11 protein-coding genes and 2 pseudogenes are annotated in these 14534 nt (G+C 71.8%); 4 read left to right on the forward strand and 9 right to left on the reverse strand.

The features are described from left to right. Positions 1 to 70: 70 nt before the first annotated feature. Both OHB56_RS15290 and OHB56_RS15295 read right to left on the reverse strand, forming a co-directional pair. On the reverse strand, positions 71 to 271 hold the full coding sequence (locus tag OHB56_RS15290; RefSeq protein ID WP_406353826.1) for a DUF397 domain-containing protein: 201 nt from the start codon (positions 269 to 271) through the stop codon (positions 71 to 73). Positions 272 to 279: 8 nt separating this feature from the next. Next, positions 280 to 1131 (reverse strand): helix-turn-helix transcriptional regulator, encoded by an 852-nt coding sequence (locus OHB56_RS15295; protein ID WP_326752776.1) that lies wholly within the window; start codon positions 1129 to 1131, stop codon positions 280 to 282. A gap of 235 nt (positions 1132 to 1366) precedes the next feature. Between OHB56_RS15295 and OHB56_RS15300 the strand changes: the two are divergent. Then, a pseudogene (locus OHB56_RS15300) lies at positions 1367 to 1780 on the forward strand (ATP-binding protein); the annotation flags it as partial. A gap of 48 nt (positions 1781 to 1828) precedes the next feature. Here the strand turns inward: OHB56_RS15300 and OHB56_RS15305 are convergent. Together OHB56_RS15305 and OHB56_RS15310 are read right to left on the reverse strand one after the other, a co-directional pair. Then, complete coding sequence (locus tag OHB56_RS15305) at positions 1829 to 3391, reverse strand: PQQ-dependent sugar dehydrogenase (protein WP_406353828.1); 1563 nt, start codon at positions 3389 to 3391, stop codon at positions 1829 to 1831. Between the two features lie 302 nt (positions 3392 to 3693). Then, positions 3694 to 4671, reverse strand: coding sequence for an EamA family transporter (locus tag OHB56_RS15310; protein ID WP_406353830.1), 978 nt, complete (start codon positions 4669 to 4671; stop codon positions 3694 to 3696). Positions 4672 to 4794: 123 nt separating this feature from the next. On the opposite strand from OHB56_RS15310, the gene OHB56_RS15315 reads away from it, so the two are divergent. Next, on the forward strand, positions 4795 to 5304 hold the full coding sequence (locus OHB56_RS15315) for a MarR family winged helix-turn-helix transcriptional regulator (RefSeq protein ID WP_406353831.1): 510 nt from the start codon (positions 4795 to 4797) through the stop codon (positions 5302 to 5304). 169 nt (positions 5305 to 5473) lie between these two features. Here the strand turns inward: OHB56_RS15315 and OHB56_RS15320 are convergent, their stop codons facing one another. The 5 genes from OHB56_RS15320 to OHB56_RS15340 all read right to left on the reverse strand — a co-directional run bounded on the left by OHB56_RS15320 (position 5474) and on the right by OHB56_RS15340 (position 10068). After that, a complete protein-coding gene (locus tag OHB56_RS15320) occupies positions 5474 to 6211 on the reverse strand; it encodes a nitroreductase family protein (RefSeq protein ID WP_406353833.1) in 738 nt (245 codons plus the stop codon). Between the two features lie 213 nt (positions 6212 to 6424). Continuing rightward, positions 6425 to 6619, reverse strand: coding sequence for a hypothetical protein (locus OHB56_RS15325; protein ID WP_326752781.1), 195 nt, complete (start codon positions 6617 to 6619; stop codon positions 6425 to 6427). A gap of 366 nt (positions 6620 to 6985) precedes the next feature. Beyond that, on the reverse strand, positions 6986 to 7273 hold the full coding sequence (locus OHB56_RS15330) for a hypothetical protein (RefSeq protein ID WP_326752782.1): 288 nt from the start codon (positions 7271 to 7273) through the stop codon (positions 6986 to 6988). A 98-nt stretch (positions 7274 to 7371) separates the two neighbouring features. After that, positions 7372 to 9768 (reverse strand): 4-alpha-glucanotransferase, encoded by a 2397-nt coding sequence (gene malQ, locus OHB56_RS15335; protein WP_406353836.1) that lies wholly within the window; start codon positions 9766 to 9768, stop codon positions 7372 to 7374. After that, positions 9769 to 10068 (reverse strand): hypothetical protein, encoded by a 300-nt coding sequence (locus OHB56_RS15340; protein ID WP_350856526.1) that lies wholly within the window; start codon positions 10066 to 10068, stop codon positions 9769 to 9771. Between the two features lie 323 nt (positions 10069 to 10391). On the opposite strand from OHB56_RS15340, the gene OHB56_RS15345 reads away from it, so the two are divergent. Then, on the forward strand, positions 10392 to 13283 hold the full coding sequence (locus OHB56_RS15345) for a beta-N-acetylglucosaminidase domain-containing protein (RefSeq protein WP_406353838.1): 2892 nt from the start codon (positions 10392 to 10394) through the stop codon (positions 13281 to 13283). A gap of 76 nt (positions 13284 to 13359) precedes the next feature. Beyond that, positions 13360 to 13928 (forward strand): annotated as a pseudogene (locus tag OHB56_RS15350) (transposase); the annotation flags it as partial. Between the last annotated feature and the right edge of the window lie 606 nt (positions 13929 to 14534).

Genomic DNA, 14534 nt, shown 5'->3' on the forward strand with positions numbered 1-14534 from the left:
GCGGCCCGAGCCTCGAACACTGCAGACGCGAAAGCGTAGGCCCGCACACACGGCACAAACCGTCCGGTAGCTACACCGGGCGCCCTTCGTGCCCCTTCAGAGCATCGACGAAGGCGGTGAACACGCCGGTACGCACGGTCAGGGTGCCGCGGGCAAGACTTTTCGAGTCACGGATGGCTATGCATGGTTGGCACAGGGCGACCTCGACACAGGCGTTGCCGTCACCGCTGCCCGAGTAGGACGACTTCTTCCAGAGGCCAGGGGTCGTCATCGCGGACCTCACAGCTCCTTCACCAGCCGGTGGATGAGATCACGGGAACGCCGAGGTTCGAGCGCCACCGCCTTCACTCTACGGAAAAGCGTTCGGAAGACGCCGAGTTGCGCTTCACTCTCCACGAAGAGCGCCCCTTGAGGACCGTCTCGGACCACCGTGTCCAACCTCGGAACAGCGCCACCGACGTAGACCATGGCGGCGCTGATGTCCGCGAATTCCTCCAGGTCGAAAGGGATGACACGTACGGTCACGCAGTCGCTCTCCATCAGCTCCAGGAGGGTGGAAAGCTGCGTCCGTGACGTCTCCCGCCCACCTACCCTGATACGCAGGGCCGCCTCATGGATCAGCGCCTCGTACGGCACCGGCTGCGCGCCGTCGATGACGACTCGCCTCTGCATCCGGTGGCGTACACGCAATTCGAGGTCTTCTTCAGGTAGTTCGGGCACCCTTCTCGAGAAGAGCGCCCGCGCGTAATCCGCAGTCTGCAGCAGACCGGGGACATGGAGGAAGTCCACGTCCCACCGGAAGGTGGCGTGATGCTCCAGCTCGGACAGGTCGAGGAATGAGGTGGGCAGGAGGCCCCTGTATTCCTCCCACCAGCCACGGACCCGGTCGGCTGCCATCACAGCCAACGCGTCGACCAATTTCTCGTCCGTGCAGGCGTAGTGGGCAGCCATGCGACGCAATCGCTGCTCGCTCACACCGGTGGTGCCGGCCTCGATCTGGCTGATCTGCACAGAATTCACGCCGAGCAGTGCCGCCGCCTCGCGGGCACTGAGGTCTGCGGCCTCCCGAAGTCTGCGCAGTTCAGCGGCTAGACGTAGCTGCCGCGCTGTCGGCTCACGCCTACTGCCCATCGATCGCCCTTCCTCAGCACGCCTGTCAGCAGCACGACTCGTTCGGGCGTCAGGCTACGCGATCCGCTTGCCTCAGGTTAAATCTAAGGTCTACTTTCGGTGACGCAACGAACGCTTTGAGTAGCCATCTGCGCCGGAAGCGCACCGCTCCGCCATGCCACAACGCGAGCGGCAACGACACCGTCGACCACGACTGCTGCTCCCTCCAACCAACCTTCACTCAACAGGAGTTCGCATGCCCGAAACCGACCCGCGCCCGTGGGAGTACTCCCTCTCCATCCCGAACGACCCCCGAGCCGTCACCGTCTGCCGTCGCACCCTGCGCCTGATCCTCACGGTGCACGGTCTGATCGGGCAGGTCGACGTCGCGGAGTTGCTCGCGGCGGAGTTGATCGGCAACGCCGTGCGGCACACCAAGGGGCCCGCCGCGCTGCGGGTGCGCTGCTCGGCCTCGGGTGTCCTGCGGATCGGGGCGTGGGACGCGGATCCGTCCCCGCCCCAGCCGCCGCAGCCCTTCGCGCCGGCGCTGGACCGGGAGGACGGGCGGGGGCTCGCCCTGGTGCGGGCCTGTGCCGATGTCTGGGGCTGGCAGCCGCTCTCGCGTGAGGGCAGCCGGGGCAAGTACGTGTGGTGCGAGCTGGGTGCCGCTCAGGCCGTCGGAGGCGTGGCCGTGGAACCGCCGGGCCACGCCGGTGGTTCAGCGGCCGACCGCACAGGCATCCCCGTTGAGCATGAACCGTGGCGGCGGTGACGCGTCGCCGGTGTGGCCGGCGAGGTAGCCGAGGGTGATGCTCGCGCCCGGAGCGATCATGGCGTTGTGGGAGGCGTCGGTCGCCGTGATCACGTTGCTTCCCTGGGTCAGGTTCGTGTTCCAGTCGGAGACGACGGTCTGCCCGAGGGCCAGCGGGAACTCCAGCGTCCAGCCGTTCACCGGGGTGCTGCCGGTGTTGGTGACGGTGAGGTCGACCGTCAGGCCGGTCCCCCAGGTCGTCACCGTACGGTCCACCCGGCAGGTGGGCTCCTCCCGCGCGAACGACACCCGGTGCAGGCCGCCGGGCAGGTCGTTGACGACGTAGAACTCCCCTTCGGCGGTCGTGCCGATCGACGTCACCTGGGTGGGCATCTCCCCGATCTCGGCCTGCTCGTAGCCGCCGCTGCCGTCGGGGCGCAGCGCCCAGACCGTGGACGAGCAGTAGTCGGTGGCGATGTACGTGCCGCCGACCAGGTCGGCGTACTTCTGGCCGCGGTAGACACGGCCGCCGATGACCGAACAGCCGCCGGTGTACGGGGAGTACGTGAAGACCGGCTCGGTGTACGTCTCACCGGGCACGCAGTCGCCGCCCTTGAATTTCTCCAGCCCTTCGTAGCAGGACCAGCCGAGGTTCAGCCCGCCCTGTCCGGGGGCGAGGTGGTCGACCTCCTCCCATCGGCCTTGGCCGACGTCGCCGATCCACATCGATCCGTCGGCGTCGTCGAAGGAGAACCGCCACGGGTTGCGCAGCCCGTACAGCCAGATCTCCTCGCGGGCTCCGTCCGTGCCCACGAAGGGGTTGTCGGCGGGGACGCAGTAAGGAAGCGGGCCGCAACCGCGGCTCACGTCGATCCGCATGATCTTGCCCAGCAGGGTGTCCAGCCGTTGGCCGGAACGGAAGGGGTCCCCGGAGCCGCCGCCGTCGCCGATGCTCCAGTACAGGTTGCCGTCGGGGCCGAATGCGAGCTGGCCGCCGTTGTGGTTGTTGTACTCGGCGTGTTTCTGGGAGAGCAGGACCTCCAGGCGGGACTCGTCGAGCCGGTAGCGGGCGAGAGTGACCGCGCCGTCCGGCAGTGCCGTGTACGCCAGGTACAGGTTCTGGCTGGCGGCGAAGTCGGGCGGGAGGGCGATGCCGAGCAGGCCGCGCTCGTTGCCCGATTCGTCCACGGCCGACGTGATGTCGATGAGCGGGGACGCGGCCAGGCCGGTGTCCGGGTGGTAGACGCGGACGGTGCCGGACTTCTCGGTGATGAACAGCCTGTCCGTGCCGTCGTCGGCACCGACCACAGTGGTGGGCCGTCTCAGCCCGCGGGCGACCTGGGTGGTGGTCGCGCTGAGCGACGGCAGGGGCACGGTCGAGGCGCCTTTCGCCGTTGCCGTCCCGGGCGACACGGTGTCCGCCGCCGCGGGAGGAGCCGCCGCGACGGGCCGGGCCGCGGCCGGCAGGGGAGCGAGGGCGGTCAGCAGGAGGGCCAGCAGAAGGGGCCCGCTCCAGCGGCGTCGTAGCATGTCGGCTCCAGAAACGAGGACGTTTGCACGGCGGTGGTGCTTCTGGTGCTTCTGGTGCTTCTGGCGCTCCCCCGGGCAGCAGGCGTGATCGTTCCCCTGCGGGGCTCGATGGCATGGGAGCGCTCCCGCGGACTCCCAGGCTGCGCGTCGTGAAACAGGGCGGCAATATCCGTTCGCGCCACTTTCGCCCCGCGTGGCGCGAACCGTGCGTCACTTCTCGCGGCCGAGGGGCCCGAGCCGCCGCGGCCCTTCACACCGCCGCCCGTCCGTCGGCGCCTTCCCTGCCGGTCCGGCGTGCGGGTTCAGCGTGGGTTCGACGAATGGCGGGGCCGCGCGTCACGGTCCGCCGTTCCGCTACGTGCAGGGGGCCCCACCGACGGGCGGCGGTCCGTCGTCTCGCAGTGCCGTGAAGCCTTCCGCCGGGGTGCGGGTGCGAGCTGGCCCGCCATCGTCGCCCCGAACGCCAGTGCCATGCCGGCCATTTGCCACGGCGTCAGCGCCTCGCCGAGTGCCGCCCAGCCGATGACGGCCGCGGTGAGCGGGGAGAGCGGGCCGAGGAAGGTGACCTGGGTGGCGGTGAGGCGACCGATGCCGCGGAACCAGAGCCAGTACGCGACCGCCGTGTTCACCAGGGCGAGGTAGAGGTAGCCGCCGATCGCCGGGGCGTCCAGGGCCGGCGGGGCGCCCTCGATCAGCAGGGCGAGCGGGGCGATCAGCAGGCCGCCCGCGGTCAGCTGCCAGCCGGTGAGCGCGAGCGGACCGACGCCCTCGGGGCGGCCCCACCGCTGGGTGAGCACGGTGCCGGTGGACATCGAGGCGATGGAGGCGAGCGCCGCGAGCACGCCGAGCGGGTCCAGCGCCCCGGCCGCCTTCAGGACGACCAGGCTCACGCCGCACGCGGCCGCGACCCCGGCGAGCAGGGTGCGCGCCGTCGGCCGCTGCCCCAGCAGCAGTACCGAAAGGCCGACCACGCACAACGGTGCGATCGAGCCGACGGCCGCCGCCAGACCGCCGGGCAGGCGGTACGCGGAGAGGAACAGCAGCGGGAAGAACGCCCCGATGTTCAGCGCGCCGAGCACGGCCGCCTTCCACCACCAGGCGCCGCGCGGCAGCACCCGGGCGAGCGCGAGCAGCAGCAGTCCGGCGGGCAGGGCGCGCATCAGGCCGGTGAACAGGGGGCGGTCGGCCGGGAGGAACTCGGTGGTGACGGCGTAGGTGGTGCCCCAGGAGACGGGGGCGAGGGCGGTGAGCGCGATCAGGGCGGCGCGGTTCGGGGCCATGGGGGCGCACCTCTTCGTTTTCCCGGGACAATTTCAGGTCGGAAGTAAGTAGCTTAGCGCTAAGCAACTTTTCGGCAAGCTACTTACTTGCAGGTGACCGAGAGGGGACGGATACTCCTGCCCATGAGTGCACGTCCCGAGCAGCGCAAGGACCCCGTCGACGCGATCATCGAGCAGTGGGGCCGGGAGCGGCCGGACCTCGACACGGCCGCCATGGAGGTCTTCGGCCGCGTCCAGCGGCTCTCGCGCGCCATGGGCGACCGGTTGGAGAGGGCGTACGGCGAGTACGGCGTCTCCCGCGGGGAGTTCGACGTCCTCGCGGCCCTGCGCCGCTCCGGCGAGCCCTACACCCTCTCCCCGCGCCGGCTCTCGGCCACGCTGATGCTCACCACCGGCGGGATGACGGGCCGCCTCGACAAGCTGGAGCGGGCGGGGCTGCTGCGCCGCTCCCCCGACCCGCACGATCGCCGGGGGCTCCAGGTGACGCTCACCGAGCAGGGCCTGCGTCTGGCCGACGAGGCGGTCGGCGCGGGCCTCGCCCTCCAGACGGAGGCCCTGTCCGCCCTGGACGGGGACCGGGTGGAACAACTGGCTGATCTGCTGAGGGAATTGCTGCTCGCCACCGAGAGGTAGGGGTGGCGGACCGGTCGACGTCCGGGAGCGTGAACGCCGAACGCCGGGCCGCCACCGTGTTCCGGGCGGGGCATCCTCCCCCGCCCGGTGCCCGGCGGCGGCCCGGCGGCTCAACGGTCCGGCGGCTCAACGGCGCAGCGCCCTGCGCCTGCGGCCCGGCGTCCGTGACCTACCAGCGGTTGCGGTGCACGACCTCCGCGACCGGGCGGCGGCTCACCGGGCCGAAGTTGCCGCGCGGCCACCCCACCGGGATGACGGCGAAGGTGTTCATGTCCTCGGGGATGCCGAGGGCCGCCTTCCACTCCTCCTCCAGCATCAGGTGCCAGATGGTGATGTTGGCGGCCAGCCCCAGGGCCCGCGCGGCGAGCAGCAGGTTCTGCACGCCCGGGTAGACGCAGGAGCCCTCCGCGAGCGCGGAGAAGCGCTCCTGGATCCGCCCCATGCGGGCCGTCGCCTCGGGGCCGAGCTCCTCGGCGTACTTCCGTACGCCCTCCTCCTCCATCCTCGGCTCCGGGAACCGGTAACAGGGGATGATCAGCGCCGGGGTCTCGGCGAAGTGGTCGCGCTGGTACTCGATGGCGGCGACCATGCGCCCGTACGCGGCCTCGTCCATGCCGGCGGGGGCGTACTTGCCGGTGGTGGCGAGGTACGCGTCCACGCACCGCTTCCACAGCGGCGCGAGCTCGGCCATGACCTCGGGGTCGGTGACGACGACGTACTCGTAGCGCTGCATGTTGCCGCCGCTGGGGCCCCAGACGGCGGCCTGGATCAGCCGGTCCAGGAGCTCGTCGGGCACCGGGTCGGGCTGGATGCGCCGCATGGCCCGCATGGTGGACATGGTCGCGAAGAGGGCGGGTTCGGCGGCGTCGCCGGCCGGCGCCTCGGGCAGGGTGGCTTGAGTATCCATGGACGGAGTCTAGAAACAGCGTTCTCCACCCTGAACACCCGGTCGTGTCCGCGTCGTTGTGACGACAGGGATCGACCCGACCCGCCACTGCGGCAGCCGAACGGGCTTGGCCCGTCAGCGCGTCGGGGACACTCGGTGTCAATACTGCTCGGGGAGACCCTTTTTGACGGTGGTTCCGACGGCGTCGTGGCCGTCGGCCCCTCTCTCAGTGCCCTAGTCACCGTCGTCGGCGCTCTGGCCCAGCCCCTGGTCCCGGTTCTTCCCGAAGCTGCGCAGCAACTCCCCCGCACCGAGCGTCACGGCCGCCACGGCGCGGGCCCAGCGGGGCCCGCCGCGCTCCGCCCACACCACACACACGCACCCGCCGACGACGAGCGCCAAGATGCCGAGCAGCACCAGAGCAATCATGTTCCCCACCCCTGCATTCGTTCCTACGGTCCCGGTGATCGTCTCAGGCTGGAAAGAAAAGAAACGTCGTCCGGGCAGCATGCCGTACGCGCCACCGACGGGACGAGGCAAAAGCGCCGACTACAGGGACAGGCCGTCGGTGGTGACCGTGTCGCCGCCAGGCGTTCGCCCTCGGCTCGGACTGCTGCCCCTCGTCGTGAGCATCGCCCCCGGCCGGCTGCTCCGGACATGATTCATCGATGTGGAGCGGTGGCCAGCACGAAGGGCGCCGACCCTGCCACCCCTACGGCGATTCGCGCGTACGGGTGGCGGGGTCGGCGCCCTCGGAAAGCTGCGGGGACGACCGGCCGGAGTTCGGGACCGGGGTCAGGCCTTGACGTCGGCCTTGGCGTCCGGCTTGATCGCGATGTTGGAGCTGGTCGTGTCCTTCTTCTTGTGCGACTTGTCGCCGACCATCACCAGCCCGGCGATGACCAGGAAGAGCGCGATCGGGGCCACGACGTACAGGCCCAGCGTCTCGATCACGCTCAGGCCCGTGCCGGGGTCGTCGCCGTCGTCGCGGGTGAGCGCGAGCGCGGGGGACGTCATGAGCAGCATCATCAGCGTCGTACCGGCTGCCAGGGCGCCGGCGCGCAGGGCGTTCGTCTTGTCCACGGTGCCAACGTAGCGAACCGCCGTGGGGCCCGCGCGTCCGGGGGTGCGTACGGGACCCCGGTCGCACCGGGTATGTCCCGGTGCGACCAGGTTTGCCCTCAGGTCTCGCCCGGGGCGTCCGCGCTGTCCGTACGGTCCGCTCCGCCCGGCCGGTCGGAGCATGCGCGCACCACGTCGAGCAGGGCGCGCAGTCTCGGGGACGCCGTCAGTTCCTCCAGGGTGATCGGGCGGCCCTGCGCGTCGGCGATGGGCAGTCGCCAGTTCGGGTACTGGTCCCAGGTGCCGGGGAGGTTCTGCGGGCGCCGGTCGCCGACGCCGTCGGGGAGCCAGACGCCGATCATCCGGGCGGGGGTGCGCAGCAGGTAGCGGTGGACGGCCTGGATGCGTGCCTCCTCCTCCGTGGTGGCGGTGCCGCTCGTGCCGTGGCCGTGCAGGAGATCTAACCCGGTCAGCAGGTCCAGCCACTCCGCGGTGTCCGCGACGGCCTCCGCGTACTCCTCGGCGAGGGGGCGGGTGAGCAGGCCGAGGCCGTCGCGGAGCTCGACGTGTTCGCCGGTGAGGCGGGACGCGGTGGGCGGCAGGTCGTGGGTGGTGACGGTGGCCAGGCAGTCGGCGCGCCAGGCCTCCGGCGGCAGTGGCCGGCGGTCGCCCTCCCAGTCCCGTTCGAACCAGAGCACCGACGTCCCGTACACCCCGCGTTCGCGCAGCGTCTCGCGCACGCCGGGCTCGACCGTGCCCAGGTCCTCGCCGATCACCACAGCCCCGGCGCGGGATGCCTCCAGGACGAGGACGGCGAGCATCGCCTCGGCGTCGTAGCGGACGTACGTGCCCTCGGTGGGCGGCTGTCCCTGGGGCACCCACCAGAGCCGGAACAGGCCCATGACGTGGTCGATGCGCAGGGCGCCCGCGTACCGGAGCAGGGCCTGGAGCAGGGCGCGGAACGGCGCGTAGCCACAGGCGGCGAGCCGGTCGGGGCGCCAGGGCGGCAGGCCCCAGTCCTGGCCGCGGGCGTTGAAGGCGTCCGGGGGTGCGCCGACCGACATGCCGGCGGCGAGGACGTCCTGCTGCGCCCAGGCGTCGGAGCCGCCGGGGTGCACGCCGACCGCGAGGTCGTGGATGATCCCGAGCGGCATCCCGGCCTCGCGCGCGGCCCGCTGGGCGGCGGTGAGCTGGGTGTCGGTGAGCCAGGCCAGCCGGGAGTGGAAGTCGACCCGGGCCGCCAGTTCGTGGCGGGCCCGCGCGGTCCCGGGCGAGCGCGGGTCGCGCAGTGGGGCGGGCCAGGTGTGCCAGTCGGGGCCGTGCACCTCGGTGAGCGCGCACCAGGTGGCGTGGTCCTCCAGGGCCTGCCCCTGATCGGCGAGGAAGTCGCGGTAGGCGGCGAGGCGGCCGGGGCCGAGCGGCACCTCGTCCACCACTGCTTCGAGTGCGGCCTTCTTGACCGCCCAGACGGCGTCCCGGTCGATCAGGGCGCCCTTGTCCAGCACCGCCTCGCGCAGCTCCGCGGCCCGCCGGAGCAGGTCCCCCAGCCGATCCCGTCGCGGGTCCAGTCGCGTGTCCCGCCGCGGGTCCCGCTGCCGGGCGCGGTCGTCCTCGACTCCCGCGAGGTCCTCGGCTCCCGCAACGCCCTCACCCTCCACGTCGCCCTCGCCCTCCACGTCGCCCTCGCCCTCCACTCCACGCTCGCCCTCCCCCACGTACGCGAACTCCGGAATGTCCTCGATCCGCAGGTGGACCGGGTCCGGGAAACGGCGGGAGGACGGCCGGTAGGGCGAGGGGTCGGTCGGAGGGCCGGGGACGGCCGCGTGCAGCGGGTTGATCTGGACGAATCCGGCGCCGAGGGTGCGGCCGGCCCAGGTGGCGAGTTCACCGAGGTCGCCGAGGTCGCCCATGCCCCAGGAGCGGCGGGAGAGGAGCGAGTAGAGCTGGACGAGGAGTCCGTAGGAGCGGGCCGGGGGCGCGGGCAGCCGGGGCGGGGCGACGATCAGGTGGGCCTCGCCGGTGCGGCCGTCGGGCGCGGTGGCGGTCACCCGGTGCACGCCGGGCGGGAGGTTCTCGGCCGAGGCGCGGGGCTCGCCCTGCTCGGTGCGGACGAGCAGCCGGGTGCCTTCGGGGAGCGCGGCCAAGGCGGGCGGCGTGCCGGTGCCCCAGCCGACCACGGTGGGCGGCAGCAGCCGCTCGGCCTGCTCACGCTCGCGGGCGGCGAGCGCGGCACGGACGGCCTCGGGGGTCCGCGCGTCCACGCCGAGGGCGGCCAGAGCGCGGGTGACGGCGGTGGCCGAGGCGGCGACCGTACGGTCCGGGGAGGGGTTGTAGGAGGTGGCGACGCCGTGGAGGGCGGCGAGCCGGGACAGGTCCGCGGAAGGCGCGGAAGGCTCCGGCGCCGGCCCGGAGGGCGGCGTGGAAGGCCCGGACGGTGGCTCGGAAGGGTCGGAGGGCGACGCGGAAGGGTCGGAGGACGACTCTGAAGGCGGCTCGGCCGGTCCGGCACCGGCCATCTAGGGCTCCGGGACGTACTGCGCCGGGAAGGAGTCGAGTCCGGTGGCGTCCATGGAGGCGTCGGACTCGCTGGTCAGGGGGGCGGCGTCGGAGAGCGGGGGCTCACTGGTGAGGGGTTCGGCGTCGGGCAGCGGGGGCTCGCTGGTGAGCGGGACTCCCGCACAGGGGCCCTCCGCGCTGAAGACGCAGGCGTGCATGCCTTCGGCTTCGGCGCTGTGCAGGCCGTCGAGGTCGGCGGACGGATCCGCCTCGGGTTTGGACAGGGGCGGGGACAGAACGAACGCCGGTGCAGCAGCCACTGTGGGCCTCCTCGTCGGAATCAATCGGAATCGCTTGGAATCTCTGGGAATCAATCGGAGTCGATCGGAGTCAATCGGACGGAATCTCATGGGGCTTCGCGCACGGATGCGCCGGTCGGCGGGGTTCCTCGCAGCCCCTACCCAGCGGGCGCGAAGGCAGGCATCCCCGTCCGCGGAACGTGCTTCTGCTCACATTGTGTTCCCGTTCCCGCATTCCACATGCGGGCAAACCCGCCACAACGGCCACTCTGATTGACACGTCCGGAGCACAATGATGGGCTCCTGATCTGTCACGTAACGGTTCTGTCTCCTCGGGAGGGGCCTTGCAGCTACGACGTGGGAAGAGGGCGGCCGCCCTCGCGTTCGTCGTCGTCGCCGGGACGCTGGGCGCCGCGCCCGCTTCCATGGCGGCCCCCTCCGTTCCCGGGACGACCACGTCCCCCGTTCCCGACCGGGTCGGGGCGGACCTGGCCGTCTGGCCCCGCCCCCAGTCCCTGCGGGCGAACGGCGCCCCGGTCGCGGTGACCGAAGAGGTCGTCCTGAGCACCGACGCGTCGGTCGACCCCCATGCCGTCGAGGCCCTGCGCACGCTGCTGCGGGAAGCCGGCGCGCGCCGGTTCACCGCCCCCGGCGACAAGGCGCCCGAGGGGGCGCTCGTGGTGCGGATGGGCGCGGACCGGCCTGTGGGCTCCTCCCAGCCGGACCTTCACGCCCTCCCCGCGGGCGGCTACACCCTGACCGTCGGAGGGGAGGCCGTCGCGCTCACCGGGGCGGGCGAGGACGGCCTGTTCCACGCCGTCCAGACGCTGCGTCAGCTCCTGCGTCCCGACGGCGCCTTCACGGCCGCCGTCGTCCGCGACTGGCCGGGCACCGCCGTGCGCGGGATCACCGAGGGCTTCTACGGCACCCCGTGGACGCACCGGCAGCGGCTGGGCCAGCTGGACTTCATGGGCCGCACCAAGCAGAACCGGTTCCTGTACGCGCCCGGCGACGACCTCCACCGTCAGGCCCGCTGGCGCGAGCCGTACCCGGACCGGCAGCGCGCGGAGTTCCGGGAACTGGCGGAGCGGGCCCGGAGCAACCACGTCACGCTCGGCTGGGCGGTGGCGCCGGGCCAGGCGATGTGCTTCGCCTCGGGCGAGGACCTGCGCGCGCTGACCCGCAAGCTGGACGCGATGCGGGCGCTGGGCTTCCGGGCCTTCCAGCTGCAGTTCCAGGACGTCAGCTACAGCGAGTGGCACTGCGGGGAGGACGCGAAACGCTTCGGTTCCGGCCCCGACGCCGCCGCCCGCGCCCAGGCGTACGTGGCGAACGCGGTGGCCCGCCACCTGGCGGACCGTCACCCCGATTCCGCCGCACTCTCGTTGATGCCGACCGAGTACTACGAGGACGGGTCGACCGCGTACCGGCGGGCCCTCTCGGACGCCCTGGACTCCGGGGTGGAGGTGGCGTGGACCGGGGTCGGCGTGGTGCCGAGCACCATTACGGGCGGCGACCTGGCCGAGGCGCGGAAGGTGTTCGCGCGCCCGCTGGTGACCATGGACAACTACCCGGTCAACGACTTCGCCCCCGGCCGGATCTTCCTCGGCCCCTACCAGGGCCGCGAGCCCGCCGTGGCCGCCGGTTCGGCCGCCCTGCTCGCGAACGCGATGGAGCAGCCCGAGGCGTCCCGCATCCCCCTGTTCACGGCCGCCGACTTCGCCTGGAACCCGCGCGCCTACGACCCCCAGGAATCCTGGCGGGCCGCGATCAAGGACCTCGCGGAGGGTGACCCCGTGCTGGGCGAGGCGCTGTCCGCGCTGGCGGGCAACGACGCTTCCTCGGTCCTCGGCGCCGAGGAGTCGGCGTACCTGCGGCCGCTGCTGAAGGAGTTCTGGCGGACCCGCGCGGACGCCGGCGGCAATGAGGGCCGCGCGGCGGAGAAGCGGCTGCGCGCCGCCTTCACGGTGCTGCGCGAGCTGCCCAAAACCCTGGCCGGCAACCCGCGCACCGCCTCGCTCGCCGACGAGGTCGCCCCCTGGACCGGGCAGCTGGCCCGCTACGGCGAGGCCGGCCTCACCGCGCTGGACATGCTGCGCGCACAGGAGTCCGACGACGCGGGCGCCTCCTGGACCGCGTACCGGGAGCTGGCCGAGCGGCGGACGCTGCTGAAGCCCGCCCGGGTGACGGTCGGCAAGGGCGTCCTGGACCCGTTCCTGAACCGGGCCCGGGACGCGTACGAGACCTGGGCGGGCATCGGCCGCGAGACGACCGCCGGCTCCGGCGGCCGGTCGGACGACGGCGTGCTCCAGCTGCCGCGGGTCCGGGACCTGAGCACGGTGACGGTCCTGGCCGAGCCCGGCACCCCGGGGACGGTCGAGATCCACGCGCCGGGCGCGGGCTGGCGCCGCCTGGGCACGCTGGCCGCCTCCGGCGCCACCGAGCTGCGGGTGGACGGCCCGGCCGGCGCCGTCCGCGTCACCGGCGCGGACGCCTCCCGGGTACGGCACGTCGTGCCGTGGTTCACGGACGAGCCCGGCGTCTCGATGACGCTGCCGGACGGCCCCGCGGACACCGACATCGGCGGCACCCGGCGGCTCACGGCCACACTCGAGTCGCTGCGGCCCGAGCAGGTGCGCGGCAAGGTGACCGTCGAGGCACCGAAGGGCGTGAAGGTACGGGTCCCGGAGGGCGCCCTGACCGTCCCGCGCGGCACCTCCGTGGAGGTGCCCGTCGAGGTGACGGTGGAGCCCGGGGCGACGGCCCGGTCGTACGAGGTGCGGCTCGGCTTCGGCGGAGTGACGCACACGCTGACGGTCAACGCCGTCCCGCGCACCGCCGGACCCGACCTGGCCCGCACCGGCACGGCGAGCTCCTCGGCCGACGAGACGCCCGACTTCCCCGCCTCGGCGGCGAACGACGGTGTCCCGGAGACGCGTTGGTCGTCCCCGGTCGAGGACGACGCCTGGTGGCAGGTCGAGCTGGAGCGCCCGGTGCGGCTCGGGAAGGTCGCCCTGCACTGGCAGGACGCGCACCCGTCGGCGTACCGCGTCGAGGTCTCGGCGGACGGCCGCAGCTGGCGTACGGCGGCGTCGGTGACGGACAGCGCCGGCGGGCGGGAGACGCTCCGCATGGACGAACCCGACGTCCGTCACGTCCGCGTCCAGGGCGAGGCCCGCGCCACCGAGTGGGGCTACTCCCTGTGGTCGGTGGAGGCGTACGCGGTCGCGGAGTGACAGCCGGAGCGTTGCGTGCCGCACCCCGACCGGACCTTCGCGTTCCACTCGGCGTGGTTCATCGCGGTTCCTCCCTGATGTCGCGGCAGTGGACGGCGTGCTCGTCGGCTCGCATGTCAGGGCCCTCAAAGGGGTCGCACCGGACCTTCGCCGGTCGACCTAGCCCGGCACGGCACGGCACGGCACGGCACGGCACGGCACGGCACGGCACGGCACGGCACGGCAGCAAGTACCACTTGATCGCCGACCGGCACGGCACCCTCTTGACCGTCTCGCTGACCAGAGGAAATCGTCACGACGTCACGCAGCTGATGCCCTTGTTGGACGCGATACCCCGCATCCGTGGGGTCCGCGGGCGGCTACATCACCGGCCGGGCCGATCGTTCGCCGACCGCGACTACCATCACGACGAGTGCAGCCGCATTCTCAGAGCCCGCGGCATCACACCAAAGATCGCCCGCAAGGGCACAACCCACGGCTCCGGTTTGGGCAAGACCAGCTGGATCATCCAGCGGACCTTCCACCTGACTCCACAGGTTCAAGCGGCTTCGGACCCGCTACGAGACACTTGCCGACCTCCACCTCACTCTGGTCCAACTCGCCTGCAGAATAACCAACTTGAGACGAGTCCGAACCTCTTCCTGAGGCTGCCGGCTGGAGATCAACGAAGCCGGAAGCTTCAACTCTGCTTGTTGAAACACCAGTTGGCGACATGTGACGGCTACCAGGAAGCAGCGATCCCTTGATCATCTTCGATCCATCCACTTAGATGATCAATGTCTCTGCACAACCAACTCAAGGAAAAAAACAAGTGCATTCCGCACGCTTCAACACCCCGCGTGAGCCCGCTCGCCGCATAGGCATCGTCATCCTCGGCGTCGCCGCCACCCTCGGCGTCACCACCGCTCCGACTCAGGCCGCCTCCTAGAGCAGCTCGCTGACGAACGCCAGCCCCGGCTTCGAGCCCCGCCGCTGGTACGACACGGGCGGCTCGACCAACATCAAGTTCACCGGATGCTCCGACAACGGCAGTGACAGACTTGTCGACGCCACCCTTCGCAAGGACGTCACCGGACCCGCCCCGGAGCATACGACCGCCGCATTCACCAACCGCTTCACGAGCAGCACGGCGACCCCCTCCGGCAACCGGTCGGACCACGGCTCGGGCGACTGCTACTTCGCCTTCGACTACGGCGCACCCGGACTCGACGTAACCGTTCGAACACTTACGGTCACGCACTGGTCGCAATA

This window comes from Streptomyces sp. NBC_01635 (genome assembly GCF_045209715.1).
Classification (GTDB): Bacteria; Actinomycetota; Actinomycetes; order Streptomycetales; family Streptomycetaceae; genus Streptomyces; species Streptomyces hirsutus.

Excerpts from the sequence above, each read along its gene's own strand:
- OHB56_RS15290 (WP_406353826.1), bottom strand. The coding sequence starts at position 271 with ATGACGACCCCTGGCCTCTGGAAGAAGTCGTCCTACTCGGGCAGCGGT.
- OHB56_RS15295 (WP_326752776.1), bottom strand. The coding sequence starts at position 1,131 with ATGGGCAGTAGGCGTGAGCCGACAGCGCGGCAGCTACGTCTAGCCGCT.
- OHB56_RS15305 (WP_406353828.1), bottom strand. The coding sequence starts at position 3,391 with ATGCTACGACGCCGCTGGAGCGGGCCCCTTCTGCTGGCCCTCCTGCTG.
- OHB56_RS15310 (WP_406353830.1), bottom strand. The coding sequence starts at position 4,671 with ATGGCCCCGAACCGCGCCGCCCTGATCGCGCTCACCGCCCTCGCCCCC.
- OHB56_RS15315 (WP_406353831.1), top strand. The coding sequence starts at position 4,795 with ATGAGTGCACGTCCCGAGCAGCGCAAGGACCCCGTCGACGCGATCATC.
- OHB56_RS15320 (WP_406353833.1), bottom strand. The coding sequence starts at position 6,211 with ATGGATACTCAAGCCACCCTGCCCGAGGCGCCGGCCGGCGACGCCGCC.
- OHB56_RS15325 (WP_326752781.1), bottom strand. The coding sequence starts at position 6,619 with ATGATTGCTCTGGTGCTGCTCGGCATCTTGGCGCTCGTCGTCGGCGGG.
- malQ (WP_406353836.1), bottom strand. The coding sequence starts at position 9,768 with ATGGCCGGTGCCGGACCGGCCGAGCCGCCTTCAGAGTCGTCCTCCGAC.